Source organism: Saccharicrinis fermentans DSM 9555 = JCM 21142, from assembly GCF_000517085.1.
Classification (GTDB): Bacteria; Bacteroidota; Bacteroidia; order Bacteroidales; family Marinilabiliaceae; genus Saccharicrinis; species Saccharicrinis fermentans.
On the sequence record NZ_KI912107.1, the window covers coordinates 2,525,274 to 2,544,818 of the forward strand.

The following is a 19,545-nucleotide window of genomic DNA, read 5'->3' on the forward strand; positions in this document are numbered from 1 at the left end:
GAACATACAAGGACTTTTCTACTCCAAGACTATATTATAAGCAACATCTACTTTGCCTCCATCTTTAACCCCAGATTTCCATAAAGGCATCTCAAAAAGTATTTGTTTTAAGTATGTATTATACTTATCGTTTTCAAAATTAAAAAACTTCACTTTTGAAACACTTCCCTCTTTATCTATGGTTATTGTTGCTGCAGTACCCTTGATATATTCCTGATTATCACCCTTACACTTTGCCTTGATGTACTCATTAATCAGACTATCATTAGTATCGGGATTTGTTGCACCCTCAAACAATGGCTTGATATCAACTAGATAATAACTAACCCCATACGACGACTTCTTATTACTCCTATCAATAGTAACAATTTGCTTTTCCTTACCACTTCTTTGCCCATTACTTAGTGCTTTAGAACTAGCAACAACCTTCTTTTGTTTAGGAGCATTGTAAAAACATTTTGTAATTACCGGCTTATGGGAATCACTCTTTTTTATCCTTATTAACAAACTATCACCCTGATTATAATATGGGTCGTTTTTTCCCATTACAATAGAGCCTACATGTATACTGTCATTATAAGAATACTCATAAAAAGCTCGTGGTTTCTTATACCCCCTTATGGCTGTCACCCAATCATTTTTGACAACACACCCTTTTACATGAACATATTCATCTTTTGGGTATTGAATACACCCCAAAATAAATACTGCAAACAAAATTAGTGACTTACTCATTTTTTATAGTATGGTGAGTTATAATAAGCTTTAGTAGCGGCTTTTTGCCAGTTCTTCCCTGTAAAGTTACCTTTATTCGCTTTTAAGAAAGAATTCCAAGAGTTACTTCTTGCACCTCCTGATTTTGCACTCGCCTTTAAAGAAACACTATTTGATGCTGCAGCAGAACCAGAAGACATAGCAGAGCCAGAAGAAGCCTTAGATTTAGCACTACGCCCAAAGTTTGGAGAAAACTTCTTGGGACTAGCCCCTTTCAATGAACCAGGATTGGAAATGTCTATAGCCATTCCCATATATGAACCCCAAATGGCAAATTTCCAATTATCTCCCATATAGTCCATTTCATCATCTCTGTTCAGTGGATATGCCACTCCATTATCCTCAGATGACAAAACATGCGTTCTAATTGGGTTATCTCCTCCTTTCCTAAGTTCTTTTCCGTTGTAAAGATATTTGTTTTGTTGGTAATTTGTACCTGCTGTGTTGTATTGTTTTTGCGCCATGACCATTTCAAAGGGATAGTAACTACTTATTGGCATAATGTCGACACCTCCGGGTATCATACTTCCTCCAAATACAACACGGGTATTTACAAAGTGATCTTTTAAATTGTACTCAAGGTGCGAGCGAGTATTATCCCCTTCTTTTATAGGAGTGGCTCGTCCTTCTTCTGTGGAGAAAAAACTCTTTTTACCATCAGGCATGTAACTTGAGTTAAATTTTAGCGCATCGGTATAACCAAGGTTTTCGATAAAATCATAACCCTTATCATCATACCATGTTACCATTAAGATATCAATGATATTATTATCTACCGCAACGATGGATAACGCTGACTTGTTATGCCAATCAATGGTTGAAAACAAATAGAAAAAACATTAAAAAAATGGGTAAATAGAGCGTTTACATCCCCATAACGGACTTGTACTATCAAGAGATTTGCATGCACGGCACAACAGAAAAAAAGCCCCATCGAACACTTGTTCAACGGGGCTTTATATACTATATTACCAGCATTCTTATTTATCCACAGCTACTTTTTTTTGCTTTAACAACAAAATAAATACCGGCCAATACAAAAGGAATACTTAACCATTGTCCCATATTTAATAACATATCAGCTTCAAAGGACTCTTGGTCATTTTTCACAAACTCCACAAAGAAACGCGACAAAAATGTACCAATCAGAAAGACACCAAAGATTAACCCGGTACGATCTTTAGCATCTGTTTTCCAATACATCCACATTATCACCCCAAACAAAGCCAAATAAGTCAGTGCCTCATATATTTGTGTAGGATGCGAGGGTTGAGTAAACACCGGTTCAGCACCTCCCAACCATTGATGAAAATTACCCACAAAACGAAATGCCCAAGGCACATCTGTAGCATGCCCGTATATTTCAGAATTCATCAGGTTACCCATTCGAATAAAAAAGGCAGCAAGAGCTGTTGGTATAACCACGCGATCCAAAGTCCATATAGGTGATTTCTTTGTGACTTTTTTAGAATATATAATGATGGCAATTACAATTCCCAAGGCACCACCATGACTAGCCAGACCACCTTTCCACACCATAAGTATCTCGTCCAAATGTTGTGAATAATAATCCCAACCATAAAAAAACACATGCCCCAATCTAGCTCCCACAATGGTGGCTATTACCACATACATAAACAATTTCTCCAACCAGGGCAATGGAATTTTTTCCCACTTAAACATCTTTTCCATCAGTTGATAACCCAACATAAAAGCGATGGCAAAAAACAATCCATAATATCGTACAGATATAGGACCCCATGAGAATATTTCGGGTTTTACGGTCCAGGTAACAAAGTCAAGTATCATAAAATTTTACTTATTTAGATAAAAGATAACCTGCAATACGGCAGGGAGGGAGACTTTATTCTAAAATCTCCCAACAATCAAACATATTATTTTGAACCTCCAAAGAAGCCACTTGAATTCCAACAGAACTCACTATTGCATTAGGCTTGCGCAGATTGCCCTTTCCCATGACACTGCTTATACTTTTTACCGCTGCCACAAGGACAAGGTTCGTTTCTTCCCACTTTTTTCTCTACACGAATTGGCTCAGCCTTCGGTTTCTCTTTCCTTTCTCCACCATTACCATCAAAGCCCTGTCTACTGGCAGTAAGTTTACTCAGGTCCTGGCGCTTACGAACCTCTTCTTGTCTGATTTCGTCCGGATCCTGAACTGGGATACTGGCTTTTACCAAAGTCGAAACCACATCCTTATTGGCCTGATCAAGCATGGTCTTAAACAACTCAAAAGACTCGAACTTATAAATCAACAAAGGATCTTTTTGTTCGTAGGAGGCATTCTGAACAGCCGTCCTCAAATCATCCAACTCACGCAAATGTTCCTTCCATGCATTATCAATAGTCATCAGGATAATCGATTTTTCGAAGGATTTCACCAACTCAGCACCATTTGACTCGTATGCTTTTTTAAGGTTTGTTGTAACCTGCATAATCCTTTGTCCATCAGTAAATGGAACCACTATATTTTGATATTGCTGCGATTTTGTTTCATACACATCCTTAATAACAGGCATTGCTTGAGCCGCAATAGCTTCTATTTTACGCTGGTATGCACTCCATACATCTCTATAAAGTTTATCCGCCAATTCAGCAGGATTACCCTTCAAAAACTCTTGGCTTCCAAAAGGTGAAGATACAGAGAACACACGTATCAAATCCATCTCGAAACCTTCATAGTCGGCATTACTATGATGTTCACTGATCATGCTTTCACATGTATCATAAATCATATTAGACAAGTCCACTTGAATACGCTCCCCATAGAGGGCGTGTCTACGTTTGGTATAAATCACCTCTCGTTGCGAATTCATCACATCATCATACTCCAATAATCGCTTACGAATACCAAAGTTATTTTCTTCTACTTTTTTCTGTGCACGCTCTATCGATTTGGTAATCATGGAATGTTGAATCACTTCACCATCCTCAACACCTAACCTATCCATATATTTCACGATTCTATCTGAACCGAACAAGCGCATCAAGTTATCCTCCAGGGACACAAAAAACTGAGAACTACCCACATCACCCTGACGACCGGCACGTCCTCTCAACTGACGATCCACACGGCGCGATTCATGACGTTCAGTACCTACAATAGCCAGACCACCAGCCGCTTTTACTTCTTCAGAAAGTTTAATATCGGTACCACGACCCGCCATATTGGTTGCAATGGTAACCACTCCACTACCTCCTGCTTCCGCAACAATATCAGCCTCACGTTGGTGTAATTTAGCATTCAATACGTTGTGTTTAATACCTCGTATTTTCAACATTCGACTTAACAGCTCAGATATTTCTACAGAGGTAGTACCCACCAGTACAGGACGTCCTTGTTTTACAAGATCAACAATTTCCTCAATAGCGGCATTATATTTTTCACGATTGGTTTTGTACACCTTATCATCCCTATCGTCTCTGGCTATAGGTTTATTGGTAGGTATCACCACCACGTCTAACTTGTAAATATCCCACAATTCTCCTGCTTCAGTTTGAGCCGTTCCGGTCATACCGGCCAACTTACGATACATCCTAAAATAATTCTGAAGCGTAATGGTAGCATAAGTTTGCGTGGCTGCCTCCACCTTCACACGTTCTTTAGCCTCAATTGCCTGGTGCAATCCATCCGAGTAACGACGGCCTTCCATAATACGACCAGTCTGCTCATCTACAATCTTCACCTTGTTATCCATCACTACATACTCTGTGTCTTTTTCAAACAAAGTATAAGCTTTGAGTAACTGGTTGATGGTATGCACACGTTCTGATTTCACACCATAACTTTGTAATAACTCATCTTTTTTGGCCAGTCTCTCTTTCTCATCCAATTCTGATTTTTCTAACTCTGCGATTTCTGAACCAATATCAGGCAACACAAAAAAGTTAGGATCATCAGAATCTCCTGTAATAATATCGATTCCTTTATCTGTTAATTCTATAGAATTATGCTTCTCGTCAATCACAAAATATAAGGGATCAGTAACCACATGCATATTCTTATTATTCTCCTGCATGTAAAAGTTCTCTGTCTTCAACATATGAGCCTTCATACCTGGCTCACTCAAGAACTTAATCAAAGGTTTATTACGAGGCAATCCCTTATAAGCGCGAAGCAGGAGCAACGATCCCTCTTCAACTACTTTTTTATCATTTGACTTTAATTTCTTTTTGGCATCCACCAATATACTTGAAACCAGTTGGCGCTGTGTTTCCACTAAGCGCTCCACTTTAGGTTTCAATTCTTCAAAAAGCTGATCATCACCCTTGGGAACAGGTCCTGAAATAATCAATGGCGTACGGGCATCGTCAATCAACACGGAGTCAACCTCATCCACAATCGCATAATTATGCTTACGTTGCACCAAATCCTCTGGTGATATCGCCATATTATCACGCAGGTAATCAAAACCAAATTCATTATTGGTACCAAATGCGATATCACTATTATAAGCTTTACGACGTTCATTGGAGTTAGGGCGGTGCTTATCAATACAATCTACCGAAAGACCATGAAACTGATACAAGGGCCCCATCCATTCGGAGTCACGTTTGGCCAGGTAATCATTCACCGTCACCACATGCACACCACGTCCAGTAAGTGCATTCAAAAACACAGGAAGTGTAGCCACCAATGTTTTACCCTCACCTGTTGCCATCTCAGCAATTTTTCCCTGATGAAGCGCTACCCCACCAAACAACTGCACATCATAGTGAATCATCTCCCAGGTAACCTTAGTTCCTCCTGCTTCCCAAGAATTATACCAGATGGCCTTATCTCCTTCTATCTCTACAAAATCGTGCACTGCTGCCAAGTCTCTATCAAAATCAGTAGCTGTAACTTCAATGGTTGAATTCTCAGTTAAACGACGGGCGGTATCTTTTAATATAGCAAAAGCTTCAGGAAGAATATCACCTAATATTTTCTCTAATTTATCATCGATCTCCTTTTCTATTGCATCAATCTCAGCATAAATCTTTTCCCTTTCTGTAATACCAACAGAACCATCTTCCGTTTTTGCCCTTAACTCAGCTACCCTATCCTGATCGTCCTTTATATAGGCGCTTATCCTAGTCCTTAAATCGTTACTCCGTTGACGTAATTCGTCATTGCTCAACTTTTCAAGCTCAGGAGAAACCTTTTTTACTAATTCTACTATTGGATTTAATTCTTTTAAATCTCTTTCATATTTGCTACCAAACAATTTGGTAACCATGTTATTTATAAATGCCATGCTTATTTTTAAATATACAGAAATAGAACACGCAGGTATCTATCTCAAAAATTAGGTACTTTGTAATGTTTTATAGAAAAAACCAATCGTTAACGATTCTTTTAAGAATCAACAAGAAAGAGGTCCTGCCCGATTATGAAAATGAACTCCATGAAAAGAATCGGAATAGAATAGTATTCCAACAATAATTTTTTTATGAATAAGAGGTATCAAATAGTGTTCAAACCTCAAATAAAATACAATAGGACAATAATCAACCGACAGACCAGGGACGGCCATGTGCGTTCTTCCAGATTCAATTAGACGGGTGATTTTTGATTTTGAGCCCGAAAAACTTCTTACTCTTTTATACTTACCTACACCTTTTATCTTATCGGCAGAAGAAATATCAAACTCAAACCCATAGCTGCGTAGAGTTTCGGCATTCAGATCTAACGTACCCCCCACACATGACGACACCGTCACTAACAGAGTGATACCCAAAACCTTAAATCGTGAAAAATCTTTCTTCATTTGCTATACCGAAATTCTAACGACGACAAATGTAATAAAAAAGACTTTTACATGAGAGATAATAGATAAGAGATCATTGATTTATTTATTAAACACATCATCTCATCCCCAAATATCTTTCTTGCTTCAGTCCCATAAGAACAAGAATAGTTGAGCTATTTTTATAAAATAGACACTTCCTTTCACCTAAGTAATCCGCCCATCTCCCACTCCAACAAAGGCAAAATGGGCGGAATAAAAAATCTCAGATAATAAAAATTATTTTTTCATGTACTTATAAGCCTCTGGCAAATAGGCCTTGATATCCTTGATACGAGTATCATCCGCGGGGTGCGTACTCATAAATTCAGGCGGTTTTTGCCCTCCACTTTGCGACATGCGAGTCCAAAATTCAGCTGCCACTGCTGGGTCATAACCCGCCATTGCCATAAATACGAGTCCCATCTTATCGGCCTCTGTCTCATGTTTTCTGGAGAAAGGCAAAGTCATACCATACTGCGCTCCCAATCCAAAAGCACCCATATAAATTTGCTGCGTTTGTTCTGGTTTTTCCTTCAAAGCAACTTGTAAACCTGCTGCAACCGCCTGCACTCCCATCTGCTGACTCATACGCTCATTACCATGCCGTGCCACAGCATGTGCTATTTCATGCCCCATCACCACAGCCAAACCAGCTTCATCTTTGGTATATGGAAGAATTCCGGTATAAAACACCACCTTTCCTCCAGGCATGCACCAAGCATTAGGCGTATCATCCTCAACTAGGTTAAACTCCCAATTAAAGTTTTCCACATAACTACTTAGTCCGTTGCTATTCAAATATTCTTCTACCGCAGCAGCAATCTTTTGTCCAACTTTTTTCACCAATGCAGCTTGTTCTTGATCCGTAGATAGCTTGGCTTCTTTTAAAAACTCACTATAGTTAGTCAATCCCATTTCAGCCATTTGCGACTCAGGCAACAAGTTCAACTGTGAACGTCCTGTAATAGGTACAGTTGAACAAGACACTGCCACAATCGCAATAATAGCGAGTGTCCCTAGCTGTTTCCAATAGTTCTTCATCATATTTAAGTTTGTTTTAGATTGTAAAATACAAAACTAAAAGTTTTGTTACAAAATCAATAACCCTGCATATACTTTATGGTTCAATATCATTTTTTAACCAATAGGCATCTGCCCCCTCATTATCCACCTCATCTTCCTCATCCTCAAGCGGTGAATGAGGTCGTTGAGGACCTTCGTTTTTAAATAAAACGGCTAACAATATTCCGGCCAAACCACCCCAAAAATGTCCCTCCCACGAATAAGGCAAATTTACCTTTAAAGGAAAGGCTCCCCACACTAGGCTACCGTAGAAAAAAATAACCAAAAACGAGATAGCAATTAAACCAATGTGCTTTCGTATGATTCCACTCAGCGACAAAAAACCGGCCAACCCATATATCATCCCACTCGCTCCAATATGCCACGAATCACGGGCTGCCAACCACAACCCCATACCACTGAGAAGGTATATGAGAAAAAATACTTTATAGGCTATTTTATTATAAAAATAAAACAAAGCAAGCCCTAGCACAAACATAGAAACTAAGTTAGAATATAAATGATCCCAATCACCATGAATAAGCGGAGCAAATAAGATACCCCATAAACCTTCTTTTGTTAATGGTCGAACACCATAATGAGAAAAAGACACTCCTTCCAATTCCTCCACCAGCCTAATGGTGAATATAAGCAACGAAAAAAAAGTTGGAAACAGAATACTATGCAAAAATCTTCTCTTCTCTATGGGGGTATTGGGGCCTAATCCTTTCATTGTTCCATTCAATCATTTTTTCATACTGGCATCCCTACAAAAGTATTAAGATTATTCTAATAATTCCTCTTTCTTAACTCAACACTGATCCTCAGAACAATATATAGAATCTTACATAATTAAAATCGTATTATAATTTTATTTCTTAAGCGCTTGTATAGTAGTTATGGGCTTAATGACATCTTGTAGTGATGATGATGACGCCAAACCTGCCGGCATCACAATTGAAGCTACAGAAACAACAGAACATACTATTAAGGTAACATTTAACGAAGTAGCTGATGCTCTTTTTTACGATATCGAATTTGGAAAAAAAGGAGAGACACTTGAATATGTAGAATCGTCCACAATTTTAAGTTTTGACTTTGATGAGCTAAAAGCTGGCACAGACTATACAATTAAGATAACTGCCATAAACTCCAATGGCAAAGAAATTGGCGAAGGAACAATTGACATAACAACAAAAGATGTATTGTCAACACTTGTGGGCGAATGGAAATATACCTATAATGACGATGAAGAGAAAACAATCATCTACCATTTCGATGAAGATGGATTTGGAACCTACAAGTATTTTACCAATGACGAGCAAATCATTATGTGGTCGGCTTCTGATGATCAATTAACCATTACCACCTACACAAGCCAGGTTGGGGGAATCTCATCAACAGAAGAGGTAAGTTACATCGTATATCCAGAAAATGGCATGGTAAAAATAGATGATACTACATACTTTTTTATGGAATAAGTCTATCTTTGCAAGATATTACAATCAAGCTGCCTCCACTGAGGTGGCTTTTTTTATTTACTAAACACGAAACAATTCACAACCTTATCCGTTTTTAGCACCAATACAAATAACACATACATGCTCCATATAATTGACCATGCAAATACTTCAACAATTAAATAGCACTGAAAAAAAAGCCTTTAAGCTTCATTTATTTTACAGCAGCATTGACGGTGTTGCTCGTGGTGCTCTGGTATTAAACGAGTTTATTTTTATTAAATCACTCAAAGGATCCAATGTACAGCTAGCATTTTTGTTTCAGTTTAGCATGGTGGTATTTTTATTTGCTATGTTGGCCAATGAGGTGATGCGACGTTATCCCAACCGAAAAACATTATTAAGAACAGTTGGTATTTTAACCAGACTACCACTGGTTATCTTCTCTATATTTCCGGCCGTCAATGCCGAAACAGGACTATCACCCAACTTCCTCTTCCTATTTTTGGGCGTATTCCTACTTTTCTATACCTCTCAGATAGCTGTAATCCCCTCTATCAATCAATATTTAAAAGGAAATTACAGGCACAATAACTTTGGAAAACTTTTCAGTTATTCCACTACGGTAAACAAAATATTAATGATGGTATCGATCTTTACCGTTGGCTTACTGCTGGATCATGATGCCAATTCCTATCGTATATTCTATCCTTTGGTAGGAATTTTAGGGGTTATCTCTATATTCCAACTCACCCGTATAGATTTTAAACAGAAGCTGGAACCAACTACAACACCCATAACAAAGGCGCTAGGAAATTCTTTTAAACGCATCTTCTCCATCTTAAAAAACAACACTCCTTTTCGTCACCTCGAGATAGGATTTATACTTTATGGTTTTGCATGGATGAGTACACATGCCGTTGTTACCATTTTCTACAAAGAAGCGCTGGATCTAAACTATTCGTCGGTATCCTTTTACAACAACGCCTATAACTTAGTAGCCATATGCGTATTACCTTTATTTGGAAAGCTAATAGGAAAAAACGATCCTCGACGATTTGGAATCATCACATTCAGTTCCTTGATGATGTTTATTTTTTTCACAGGTCTATCGGAATATTTTACAAGTTACAATGAAATATGGGGCTTGAAATTATATCATATGTTATTAATTGCTGTAATTTTCAACGGCCTATTTATGGGTAGCATGCCTATTCTTTGGGGAATTGGGAGTAGTTACTTCTGTGAGCCACACGAAGCCGCCGATTATCAATCGGTCCATCTATTTTTAACTGGTGCAAGGGCTCTTTTTGCACCTATCATAGGCATACAGTTATATGAGTATTTTGGCTTTAGTATCACCTATCTGGCAGGAATAGCCTTTTTAGTTCTCGCTATTTTTCTAATGATCTATTCCGAAAAAAGATTCCCCAAAAACACATAAATAGTTAAATCACACATTACAAAAATATTTTAATAAGTTAAACATTCTTTAATAAATACAATTCTTCAGGTATTGTATAGTAAAATAAAACCTTCTTTTTACATTTATAGATTGTACAATGGCAGGGATATATTCACAAAAAAAACAATTTCTTTGCGCAAATATTTCTTTTGAATGGTAAAATTGCATATACACATCAAGCATCAGGCATGGTTTCAACGCTTAGTAAAGGAATTTTGGCGACACCCCAACCGCCTCACTGCAACCAAGGTAATGATAACAATGGCAGTTCAAGCCATTCCTTTTATCATCTTAGGAAATCCATTTCTGGTGGTCACCTTATCTCTTGGTACTGTAGCTGCTGCATTGTCTGAAAGAGATGACCATCCCAGAGGAAGAATAAAAGCTCTGGCCATTACAATTATCAGCTTTGCCATCACCACATTATCTGTCTCACTATTGAAACCTTATCCCATTTTATTTGGCACAGGTTTTATAGCATCAACAATCGTATTCGTGCTTATTGGAGGTATTAGCGAAAGATACCGGGGCATTTCCTATGGCGCCATATTGATTGGCATTTATGCCATGATAGGATATAGAGAGGAATACCTATGGTACGAACAAGCTCTGTTTTTATGTGCGGGAGCCCTTTTTTACGGACTACTCTCCCTCTATCTATTATATCGAAAACCATGGCGTTTATTGGAAGAACAGTTGGCTACCGGCTTTATGGCTTTGTCGGAATATTTAAAAGAAAAAGCGAAAAATTTCCCCTCAGAAAAGTCTGAACAAACCAATCACCAAGCCATTTTAAATATTAAGGTGGTAAATGCTTTGGAGAAATGTAAAGAGGTTATTAATGTGTATGGCCAGGAAGTGAAATCACAAAAACAACTTATACCATACCTACAACGCTTCATGCTCTTGCAGAGTTTGCATGAACGAGCAGCTTCAGGCCACGAGAATTATGAAAAATTGGCCGACAAAGAAGAGTATAAAGAACTATTGGAAGGCTTTGCTGAATTACTCCATCAACTTTCTCATGCGTCCAAGTTAGTAGCCGAAAACATGCTAACCGGGGAACCATATTCACACCCTGTTTCCATAGGTTGGATTGTAAATGCCTTGGAATTTGAAATCGAAAAAGTTCCACAGCATCATAAGCAATTACTGGAACTCCTATTGCATAACCTGAATCGTTCGCATCAGTCTTTAAAAAATATTGATCTCCCTGATAAGAGTACCTCTGTTCCTCGACTAGGACAAGATGAAAGAACGATCCTACAACGCATCAAAGAGCAGTTAAACTGGAGCCACCCCAGACTAAGATATGCCATCAGACTAAGCGCCTGTTTCTTAATTGGATATTTAATCATTCAACACTATAAACTTGAAAACGGAGAATGGATATTACTCACCTCCCTATTTGTTAGTCAGCCCACCTACAGTGAAACAAGAAGAAAATTACTGGAAAGAATCGTGGGGACTTTAACGGGTGTAAGCATTGGGATATTAATGCTACAACTCCTACCTACACAAAGTGGTCAGTTTATACTTTTACTGGCCAGTGGTTTTAGCTTCTTTTACTGGCGGTTTTCGAACTATTCTTATGCGGTCATTTTTATCAGCATATATGTACTGGCCAATAACCAGCTCACCACAGAGTCGGGCGGATATGTGCTTATACCAAGAGTAATAGACACACTGATTGGATCATTATTGTCTTTTCTGACCATACGCTTTTTATGGCCCAACTGGCAACATAAACAAATACCCAAGTTATTGAGCAAGGCACTACAAAATAACAGCTTATATTTCAATGCCATTATCAACAGAACCAATCTCCAAAAGGACGATTACGATTACCGTTTGGCTCGCAGACTTGCTCACAAAGCAGACAATGCATTAACATTGGCCTGGCAAAGCATGCAAGTGGAACCCAAAAAAAGAAGGCATTTGATAGAGCAAGCATTTAAACTAACCTACCTTAACCATGCCTTACTCTCATACCTATCTGCGCTAGGAGCTCTATACCAAGACCATACAAAACTAGCCCTAGCCCAAGAAATCAACACTGCCATAACACTAACCTTAAATAGAACCGCAACACGCTTAAGCAAAGATGAATCTACCCACATAGATTCGTTAAAACCAGTATTAATGAACTTAAGAGATATGATTAATGATTATTCTCAAGGGAAAGAAAGACAACATCTACGTTTAATATACAATATTGCCGCAGTAAGTAATAAACTATTGAAAGAATCGGCATCCTTTCAAAAATGAGAATAACGCAGTATTTGGAGTTTTCTTGCAAAGACTAATTATTGAAAATGATGATTTACAAATGGAGCGGAATGTTTCGACTTATGTAAGATTATCTCCTTAATTAGATATGATGAACAACTTGCCAACTTACAATATGGTACTTACAATGTATCTATTAATTGATTAACTTTACTTATATTCGCTTGTCGATCCAATGAAAAGATGCCCGACTCCCTCTCTACCAACCCATAAAGCTGCTGTGCTTTAATATAACATTTTTTGGCCAGTACCTCATCCTTATTTCTGATATGAATATCACCTCCATTTACCAAAAGACCAGCAACCATCTCTAATCCCTGATAGCTCTCACCAAATTTTTCTTCAAAAATAGATTTTAACTGATCAACACCTAAGGATAAGATAGTATCTTCATCTAAATCCAATGCACGTTTCAATCCCTCTCCATAAAGTTTTTGTGCCTGTTTAATTTCTCCATTCTTCAATAAACCCAGGATGACAGCTATCATTTTTCCAATTTCTTCAATCATCCTTAAAATATAATCACGTTTTATCATTTGAATAAATCCTTATTTAATGTGTTAAATATAGTATTTTTTTATGCAATAGGCTTTAAACCTCATACCTTAGCAAATAATATATATATATTTGTAACATGCACAAACTTTTCTCACACAGAAAAATAAATATGGTGTTGAGTTCCATCATTTGTTAAAAAAATAACAAACATATTAAACCGATTAAATAAAAAATTATGATTGTTGATAGCTTAGAAAACGTAAAGCATTACAGAAATTTAAATGAAAGAATAAAAAAGGCCTTCGAATTCCTTGAAGAAATAGATTTTGAAAGCATTGAACCTGGAAAATACAATGTAGATGGAGACCTGATATTTGCAATCGTGAGCGAATACAACACCAAAGAACATGAGGATGCGCGTCCCGAAGCCCACGAACGCTATTTAGACATACAATATATTGTGAAAGGTGAGGAATTTATGGGCTATGTACCTTTGGAAGATCAGGAAGTAATGACACCTTATAATGTCGAAAAAGACGTGATTTTTTATCATGCCGAGGTAAGTCCAGTAAAAATTAGCGAAGGTATGTTTGCCTTATTTTATCCTGGTGACATCCATGCTCCTAGCATGAAAATAGAAACTTCAAAACCCGTAAAAAAAGTAGTGGTTAAAGTAGCTGTATAGTTAATCTACTATCTGAAAAATATTATCATTTTATAATTCATGGCTTCTAGGTTTTACTTGAATTTGTTTTTAAGATCAAAATGATCCATATGTTTTTTTTATTCTGAGAGATCTATTTTTAAAGACCCTCACAATCAAACTTCGTTGAATTATTCGGAGGAGTTTATTTTTCAAAAAGCCCATGAACAAGTTTCGGGTCAGTGCCAAAAGTTGGGTGTAAATGTTGTTTGTAGTTGCCATGCAAATATTTTTGTTAATCTGAAGAAGAAGAATTTTACATCAACAACACCTCTGAATTGCCTTCTGAAATCCTTTACTTTTGCATTGAAAGATTCTGCTGCAGCATTGGTACTTCTGTTATCGAAGAAATTAATGATGTTCTGAACATGAAAACGGTCGATTATCCTGGTAGTCTTTGAAAAACATTTAAAAAAGCATACTCTTCGCTCATTCGAGTACCCTTACCCTGCGCTATTACTTCCCAATTACGGCTTACTTGTTTCTTTTTACTATTAATCGTAATCTCCCAACGTCGTCGCCTAACCTTTAGCTTTACTAGCATATTACGAATAGGGTAATTATCAATATAACGAGCTTCCATAAAACCACTCGACCTATAGGGATAAGATTGGTATTCTGATGGTATAATGTCTTTTTCTTCAAGTGTTAATTCCAACTGTTTATCGTAAATATGCTTTCCGCTTGAAGATTTTCTATAGGATACGATCTGGAAATAATCTAATATCCCTTCTGGTAAGAATAGAGCCAGTAGCTCCGATGATAGTTCTTTTTTCTCAATTTATTAAATCCGTTTCCATTTAACAGCTAAACAAATACTTTTTTTAACAGACCCAACTTTTTTGCGTGATCCCTTTTATGAAACGAGGCATAGTATTTCTAATACATATCTTAAAACAAGAAACCCCGTTTTGTTTGGACAAAATGGGGTTTTATTTTCAATATTGTATAACAGATTAGTCTTCCGGCCAGATATACTCTTCTTTTTCATCATCCCAAATAGGACCATACTGTATCTCAGTAACAGCTCCATTCTCAAGCCAGAAATTAACACTGGCTTCATAAAAGGAAATGACTTCATGATCGGGACTCTCCGGAGAGGAAACATCTTCTCTATCATACTCTCCCAAGTCCAAGACCGATACCTTAGCCAGTAGGTCATCATCGGTATTACCAACTAACTTCAGCCCTTCTAAAACAGCATCCGAGGTGCTCACAGCAATAGACCCCAATCGCCAGTCATCCAGCTCATCAAAAGAAACTGAAAGCTCCAGCTCATCATAATGATAGGCTTCCGTATTATCCTCTGCCTCTTCGCTACTGGCATAAGCGTCAATTTCATCAGGCTCACCTAAAATTGCTTTCACTTCTTCGCGGGTCATACCGAAACGAATCTCATCAAACCCCTTACCAATTAAAATCTCTTTCATACGTCTAAATTTGCTTTTAACGGCCATATGAAACTCGCCACCTTAGTCATTTTCCTATGTGATAAGAGCTTACTCATGGCTCATTGCATATACTTACATTTTATTTCCAATAACCATACTAAACTCACCAATAGAATCATCTACCTTAGTGAGAACAAGTCTCTCATGGCTCCTTGCATATATTTTCCAGCTAAAAAAATAAAAATAGTCTGCAAAGAAACAACATCTCTTTATTACTTAGTCCTTCTTTTACTTTTTTAGCGTGCACAATATAAGTCAATAATTATTGAAACCTATAATCACGATGCAAATTTTACACAAAATTCACAATTAAAATTCACTTCACTTTTAAGCAACACAACGGGGGACACATTCATACGCTGAAGTAAACGAATGCAAACAGTAATATCACTGCAAAACTACAAGGTATGCAATACCGCCCTAAAATCGCTGGCACTAGATATCAAATGAAAACCATCCGGAATCATATGTCCATGATTTTTGACCTGCAGTCCCGTAATTAGAAAAGGTGTATCTTGTAAGCCTTCTTTATATGATTTTAATAGTGCTTCCAAATCCCCTTCTGATGAGGGATTAATAAAGGATGTAAAAAATGCATCAGCTTTTTGTATTTGATTAATTGCCTTTAAATCCTCAAAGGGAACCGATACACCTAAATATATAACGCGAAATCCTGCCTTACGGGCTAGTAGACTATAAAACAACAGTCCTATTTCATGTAATTCATCTTCTGCCAAAAAGAAGGTTATTTGCTTTGCATTTTTTTCCTTCACCATTTCATTATCGATGGCAACAATTAACTTTTGACGTATCAGATTACTAATAAAATGTTCCTGTGCCGGATTAATTGTACCTGCTTGCCACAACACACCAATCCTGTCTAAAAAAGGAAACAGTATTTCTTCCACTGTATTTTCAAACCCCCTTTTTATGATAGAAGTCGTTAATACATTGTTGAACTTATATTCATTAAGTTCCAACATCGACACCACCAGACTTTCTATTTGTATATTTGTATTTCCATGATCCAAGCACAGGTCAATAACCTTTTCTTTTAACTGATGATTGTCTAGGTTGGCAATTTTAGAAATCTTAAAACCATTTTGATTGAGTATAGAAATATTTAATATACGCTTTAAATCATCATCGGAGTATTTTCTTATATTGGTATTGCTACGCATAGGCTCGATCACCCCATACCTTCTTTCCCAAATACGAATAGTATGCGCTTTTATACCTGAAATTTTCTCTAAATCTTTGATCGAATATATGGCCATTATCTCCAGTCCTGTATTTTTTGTTAGCTTAATTCCAATGCTCCTGTTTACTCAAATCCCTAAAGGATGTTGAATATAATGAATTACTTTTCCCTAACGAATGATGTTTTGGTTTTGTTCATCAAATTTACACATTTATTTAGCAAAACAGAATACATATATACAGCGAAAGGTTGGCTTGTAAAACAAACCAACCTTTCTATCAACAACTGAACCCGGTTAAGGAACAATTACTTTATCAATTGCATGAACTACGCCATTGGTTCCTTGCACATCTGCTATTATGACACTGATATCACCATCAATCATAACTTTACTGCTAATATCGATGGTCAGATCTTTTTCTGTGTTCAAAGTAGGCACACTACCATTACTCAAATCCGACGATCTCACATTACCACTTACCACATGTGCTAATAATATAGGTGTCAAAGTTTCTTTACTCAAATCTTCAATTCCATTTACATTAAGAGTAGCAAACAAAGCTTCAAAAGCTGCATTAGTAGGAGCAAATACGGTAAAAGGACCTTCGCCAGAAAGCGTTTCTGCTAATTCTGCTTTAACTACAGCTTCAACTAATATTGAAAAAGCAGTGTTATTCATGGCCAGGTCAACCACGGTATTGGGCATAAGTACCTGATCAATTACATGGACAATTCCATTGGTGGCCACCACATCCGTCAAAACTACAGTTGCCTTATTCAGCATCACCGTTGAGTTGCTAACATCAATATTAGCACTCAAATAATTATCTTGCCCCATGGCCAAAGCACTCACATACCCAGAAGTAACCTGAGCAGCTGGAACAAAAGCATTAACCACATGATATAACAGAATAGGTGTAAGAGCCTCCTTACTAAGATCATCCAAGGTGACATCTAGATCTTCAAATAACATTTCAAAGGCATCATCTGTGGGGGCAAAAACAGTGAAATTGTTTTCATCGTCATCTAAGGTTGTAGCCAACTCTGCTTTTACAACGGCTGCCGTTAAACTGGACAAGGCAGGATTGGCAATGGCATGATCTGTAATAGACGGTGGCAACATTACAGCATCTATTATGTGAATATAACCATTGTCGGCCATCACATCGGCCTGTGTGATGCTCGCAGCACCGTTGAGCATCAAGTCTTCCTTGTTAAAATATATGGAATAGTAATAACCACCTTCCTTTTCACTGATAGAAGGATAATAACCTGTAGATAATACTGTAGATGAATTAGCTCCTGCAACCACATGATAAAGCAATATTTTAGTCAACTCATCCTTCGAAATATCGTCCAAAGAGGATGCTCCAAGTTCACTTAACAAAGCCTCAAAGGCAGTATTGGTTGGCGCAAAAACAGTATACTCAGTACTCCCACTTAAGGCTGAAACCAAATCGGCCTTTGTAAGCGCCTCTACTAAAATTGAAAATGTAGCATCTGATGATGCAATGTCTACAATTGTATTTGTTTCCTCCTTAGGGTCTTCTTTCCCTGTATCATCGTCATCATCACAGCTTGTTAAACCCAAGTTTAAAGTTAAAATAATGACTACTAAAAAATACCAGTTGATTTTAAGAACTTTCATGATTTTTGTTTTAATGTTGATTAAACTTTTTTTTAATTAATCTGCGCATCAATTAATTATAACCAGATCCGTTGTGTTGATTTGTATATTGTTTAATCATCACAACTATTTATTAAACACAACGACTGTGTTTTTGTTCAATTATTTTTCATTTTTATTAAACACAACTGATAACATCATCACCCCTACACTATATATAATGAGAGTTTAATATAAAAGATTAACTTTGTGCCTTCAATAAAATGTATATACAAATGATTAAATCAATGACCGGATTTGGCAAGGCAACTTGCGAACTTTCCGACAAAAAAATAAGCATTGAAATTAAGTCGCTCAACAGCAAGCAGCTGGACGTAAACATGCGCCTCCCTAACATTTACAGGGAAAAAGATTTGATTCTTAGAAACGAACTTGCCAACCAATTAGGAAGAGGAAAGGTTGATGTTGGATTTTACGTTGACTATCTCGGAGCTGAAAAAAATGCATCTATCAACTCCCAGGTCATTGAAACTTATTATAATCAACTATCCCCCATTGCCGACAAGCTAGGTTTATCAGGAAACACCGACATATTAAGAGCCATTATGCCCTTACCAGACACGGTTAAGATTGAGCAAGCCGAATTAGACGAAAGCGAATGGGCTACCATTTTCGACACTTTTAAGTCGGCCTTAGATAAACTAAATAGCTTTAGGGCGCAAGAAGGCAAGGTACTTCAAAAAGACATTGTAGAACGTATCGCTAATATCAAAAATTACCAGAAGGCTGTAGAACCCTATGAGTCGGAAAGAATAGAAAAGGTAAGAGAGCGCATTCTAGACCAATTAAATGAGCTCAAAGAAAAAATTAACCTTGACAAGAACCGGTTTGAGCAGGAAATGATCTTTTATCTGGAAAAACTGGATATTACGGAGGAAAAAGTGAGACTAAAAAATCACTTAAATTACTTTATTGAAACCATTGAAAACGAAGAATTGGTAGGTAAAAAATTAGGTTTTATCACCCAGGAAATTGGTCGTGAAATTAATACCATGGGGTCTAAGGCCAATCACTCCGAAATACAAAAGTTAGTCATTCAAATGAAAGACGAACTGGAAAAAATAAAAGAGCAAAACTTAAACGTGCTTTAACTTATTTGCAAGATATATTTATAAACACCATAATTTCTTTCTTAAAAAAATCCAGAGACAAATGACCAACAC

The 19,545-nt window shown here is 37.1% G+C and carries 18 protein-coding genes; 5 read left to right on the top strand and 13 right to left on the bottom strand.

The features are described 5' to 3' along the window. Window positions 1–18 precede the first annotated feature (18 nt). The 7 genes from CYTFE_RS0110050 to CYTFE_RS0110080 form a co-directional block, all read right to left on the bottom strand. Entirely contained in the window at window positions 19–735 is a 717-nt protein-coding gene (locus CYTFE_RS0110050) for a hypothetical protein (protein WP_027471677.1), read from the bottom strand. Further along, window positions 732–1,601, bottom strand: coding sequence for a hypothetical protein (locus CYTFE_RS0110055; RefSeq protein ID WP_027471678.1), 870 nt, complete (start codon window positions 1,599–1,601; stop codon window positions 732–734). The genes CYTFE_RS0110050 and CYTFE_RS0110055 overlap by 4 nt, the downstream gene beginning before the upstream one ends. A 157-nt stretch (window positions 1,602–1,758) precedes the next feature. Continuing rightward, complete coding sequence (gene lgt / locus CYTFE_RS0110060) at window positions 1,759–2,583, bottom strand: prolipoprotein diacylglyceryl transferase (RefSeq protein WP_200871313.1); 825 nt, start codon at window positions 2,581–2,583, stop codon at window positions 1,759–1,761. 140 nt (window positions 2,584–2,723) lie between these two features. Next, a complete protein-coding gene (gene secA, locus CYTFE_RS0110065; RefSeq protein ID WP_027471680.1) occupies window positions 2,724–6,032 on the bottom strand; it encodes a preprotein translocase subunit SecA in 3,309 nt (1,102 codons plus the stop codon). Between the two features lie 108 nt (window positions 6,033–6,140). Beyond that, window positions 6,141–6,545, bottom strand: coding sequence for a hypothetical protein (locus CYTFE_RS0110070; RefSeq protein ID WP_027471681.1), 405 nt, complete (start codon window positions 6,543–6,545; stop codon window positions 6,141–6,143). 258 nt (window positions 6,546–6,803) lie between these two features. Next, window positions 6,804–7,610, bottom strand: a complete 807-nt coding sequence (locus CYTFE_RS0110075) for a M48 family metallopeptidase (protein WP_235208150.1) — start codon at window positions 7,608–7,610, stop codon at window positions 6,804–6,806. A gap of 73 nt (window positions 7,611–7,683) precedes the next feature. Then, complete coding sequence (locus CYTFE_RS0110080) at window positions 7,684–8,361, bottom strand: rhomboid family intramembrane serine protease (protein ID WP_027471683.1); 678 nt, start codon at window positions 8,359–8,361, stop codon at window positions 7,684–7,686. Between the two features lie 166 nt (window positions 8,362–8,527). Here CYTFE_RS0110080 and CYTFE_RS0110085 point away from each other — a divergent pair, with 166 nt between their 5' ends. From CYTFE_RS0110085 to CYTFE_RS0110095, 3 genes are all read left to right on the top strand, one after another. Continuing rightward, a complete protein-coding gene (locus tag CYTFE_RS0110085; protein ID WP_044212939.1) occupies window positions 8,528–9,109 on the top strand; it encodes a fibronectin type III domain-containing protein in 582 nt (193 codons plus the stop codon). A gap of 139 nt (window positions 9,110–9,248) precedes the next feature. Further along, entirely contained in the window at window positions 9,249–10,532 is a 1,284-nt protein-coding gene (locus CYTFE_RS0110090; RefSeq protein ID WP_027471685.1) for an MFS transporter, read from the top strand. A gap of 174 nt (window positions 10,533–10,706) precedes the next feature. Next, window positions 10,707–12,821, top strand: a complete 2,115-nt coding sequence (locus CYTFE_RS0110095; protein ID WP_044212937.1) for an FUSC family membrane protein — start codon at window positions 10,707–10,709, stop codon at window positions 12,819–12,821. A 143-nt stretch (window positions 12,822–12,964) separates the two neighbouring features. Here the strand turns inward: CYTFE_RS0110095 and CYTFE_RS0110100 are convergent, their stop codons facing one another. Then, entirely contained in the window at window positions 12,965–13,378 is a 414-nt protein-coding gene (locus CYTFE_RS0110100; protein WP_027471687.1) for a hypothetical protein, read from the bottom strand. A 197-nt stretch (window positions 13,379–13,575) separates the two neighbouring features. On the opposite strand from CYTFE_RS0110100, the gene CYTFE_RS0110105 reads away from it, so the two are divergent. Next, window positions 13,576–14,025 carry a YhcH/YjgK/YiaL family protein gene (locus CYTFE_RS0110105; protein WP_027471688.1) on the top strand — a complete coding sequence of 150 codons (450 nt, stop codon included), beginning with the start codon at window positions 13,576–13,578 and terminating at the stop codon, window positions 14,023–14,025. A 197-nt stretch (window positions 14,026–14,222) separates the two neighbouring features. Here CYTFE_RS0110105 and CYTFE_RS31500 read toward each other — a convergent pair whose 3' ends face one another. The 5 genes from CYTFE_RS31500 to CYTFE_RS0110130 all read right to left on the bottom strand — a co-directional run bounded on the left by CYTFE_RS31500 (window position 14,223) and on the right by CYTFE_RS0110130 (window position 18,343). Then, a complete protein-coding gene (locus tag CYTFE_RS31500) occupies window positions 14,223–14,429 on the bottom strand; it encodes a transposase (protein ID WP_081736110.1) in 207 nt (68 codons plus the stop codon). Next, window positions 14,426–14,824: an ISAon1 family transposase N-terminal region protein gene (locus CYTFE_RS0110115; RefSeq protein WP_027471690.1), complete on the bottom strand. Its 399-nt coding sequence runs from the start codon at window positions 14,822–14,824 to the stop codon at window positions 14,426–14,428. Before CYTFE_RS0110115 ends, CYTFE_RS31500 begins: the two co-directional genes overlap by 4 nt. A gap of 175 nt (window positions 14,825–14,999) precedes the next feature. Then, the gene (locus CYTFE_RS0110120) at window positions 15,000–15,473 is read right to left on the bottom strand and encodes a hypothetical protein (RefSeq protein ID WP_027471691.1); all 474 of its coding nucleotides are present in this window, start codon (window positions 15,471–15,473) and stop codon (window positions 15,000–15,002) included. A gap of 419 nt (window positions 15,474–15,892) precedes the next feature. Next, window positions 15,893–16,771, bottom strand: a complete 879-nt coding sequence (locus CYTFE_RS0110125; protein ID WP_027471692.1) for a MerR family transcriptional regulator — start codon at window positions 16,769–16,771, stop codon at window positions 15,893–15,895. A 219-nt stretch (window positions 16,772–16,990) separates the two neighbouring features. Continuing rightward, window positions 16,991–18,343 carry a fasciclin domain-containing protein gene (locus tag CYTFE_RS0110130; protein ID WP_027471693.1) on the bottom strand — a complete coding sequence of 451 codons (1,353 nt, stop codon included), beginning with the start codon at window positions 18,341–18,343 and terminating at the stop codon, window positions 16,991–16,993. Window positions 18,344–18,597: 254 nt separating this feature from the next. On the opposite strand from CYTFE_RS0110130, the gene CYTFE_RS0110135 reads away from it, so the two are divergent. Then, window positions 18,598–19,473 (top strand): YicC/YloC family endoribonuclease, encoded by an 876-nt coding sequence (locus CYTFE_RS0110135; protein ID WP_027471694.1) that lies wholly within the window; start codon window positions 18,598–18,600, stop codon window positions 19,471–19,473. Window positions 19,474–19,545 lie beyond the last annotated feature (72 nt).

Bases quoted from the DNA above. Each gene is read 5' to 3' on its own strand.
- CYTFE_RS0110130 (WP_027471693.1), bottom strand. From the start codon at position 18,343: ATGAAAGTTCTTAAAATCAACTGGTATTTTTTAGTAGTCATTATTTTA.
- lgt (WP_200871313.1), bottom strand. From the start codon at position 2,583: ATGATACTTGACTTTGTTACCTGGACCGTAAAACCCGAAATATTCTCA.
- CYTFE_RS0110070 (WP_027471681.1), bottom strand. From the start codon at position 6,545: ATGAAGAAAGATTTTTCACGATTTAAGGTTTTGGGTATCACTCTGTTA.
- CYTFE_RS0110120 (WP_027471691.1), bottom strand. From the start codon at position 15,473: ATGAAAGAGATTTTAATTGGTAAGGGGTTTGATGAGATTCGTTTCGGT.
- CYTFE_RS0110075 (WP_235208150.1), bottom strand. From the start codon at position 7,610: ATGATGAAGAACTATTGGAAACAGCTAGGGACACTCGCTATTATTGCG.
- CYTFE_RS0110090 (WP_027471685.1), top strand. From the start codon at position 9,249: ATGCAAATACTTCAACAATTAAATAGCACTGAAAAAAAAGCCTTTAAG.
- CYTFE_RS0110050 (WP_027471677.1), bottom strand. From the start codon at position 735: ATGAGTAAGTCACTAATTTTGTTTGCAGTATTTATTTTGGGGTGTATT.
- CYTFE_RS0110085 (WP_044212939.1), top strand. From the start codon at position 8,528: ATGGGCTTAATGACATCTTGTAGTGATGATGATGACGCCAAACCTGCC.
- CYTFE_RS0110080 (WP_027471683.1), bottom strand. From the start codon at position 8,361: ATGAAAGGATTAGGCCCCAATACCCCCATAGAGAAGAGAAGATTTTTG.
- CYTFE_RS0110095 (WP_044212937.1), top strand. From the start codon at position 10,707: ATGGTAAAATTGCATATACACATCAAGCATCAGGCATGGTTTCAACGC.
- CYTFE_RS0110105 (WP_027471688.1), top strand. From the start codon at position 13,576: ATGATTGTTGATAGCTTAGAAAACGTAAAGCATTACAGAAATTTAAAT.
- secA (WP_027471680.1), bottom strand. From the start codon at position 6,032: ATGGCATTTATAAATAACATGGTTACCAAATTGTTTGGTAGCAAATAT.
- CYTFE_RS0110135 (WP_027471694.1), top strand. From the start codon at position 18,598: ATGATTAAATCAATGACCGGATTTGGCAAGGCAACTTGCGAACTTTCC.
- CYTFE_RS0110125 (WP_027471692.1), bottom strand. From the start codon at position 16,771: ATGGCCATATATTCGATCAAAGATTTAGAGAAAATTTCAGGTATAAAA.
- CYTFE_RS0110100 (WP_027471687.1), bottom strand. From the start codon at position 13,378: ATGATAAAACGTGATTATATTTTAAGGATGATTGAAGAAATTGGAAAA.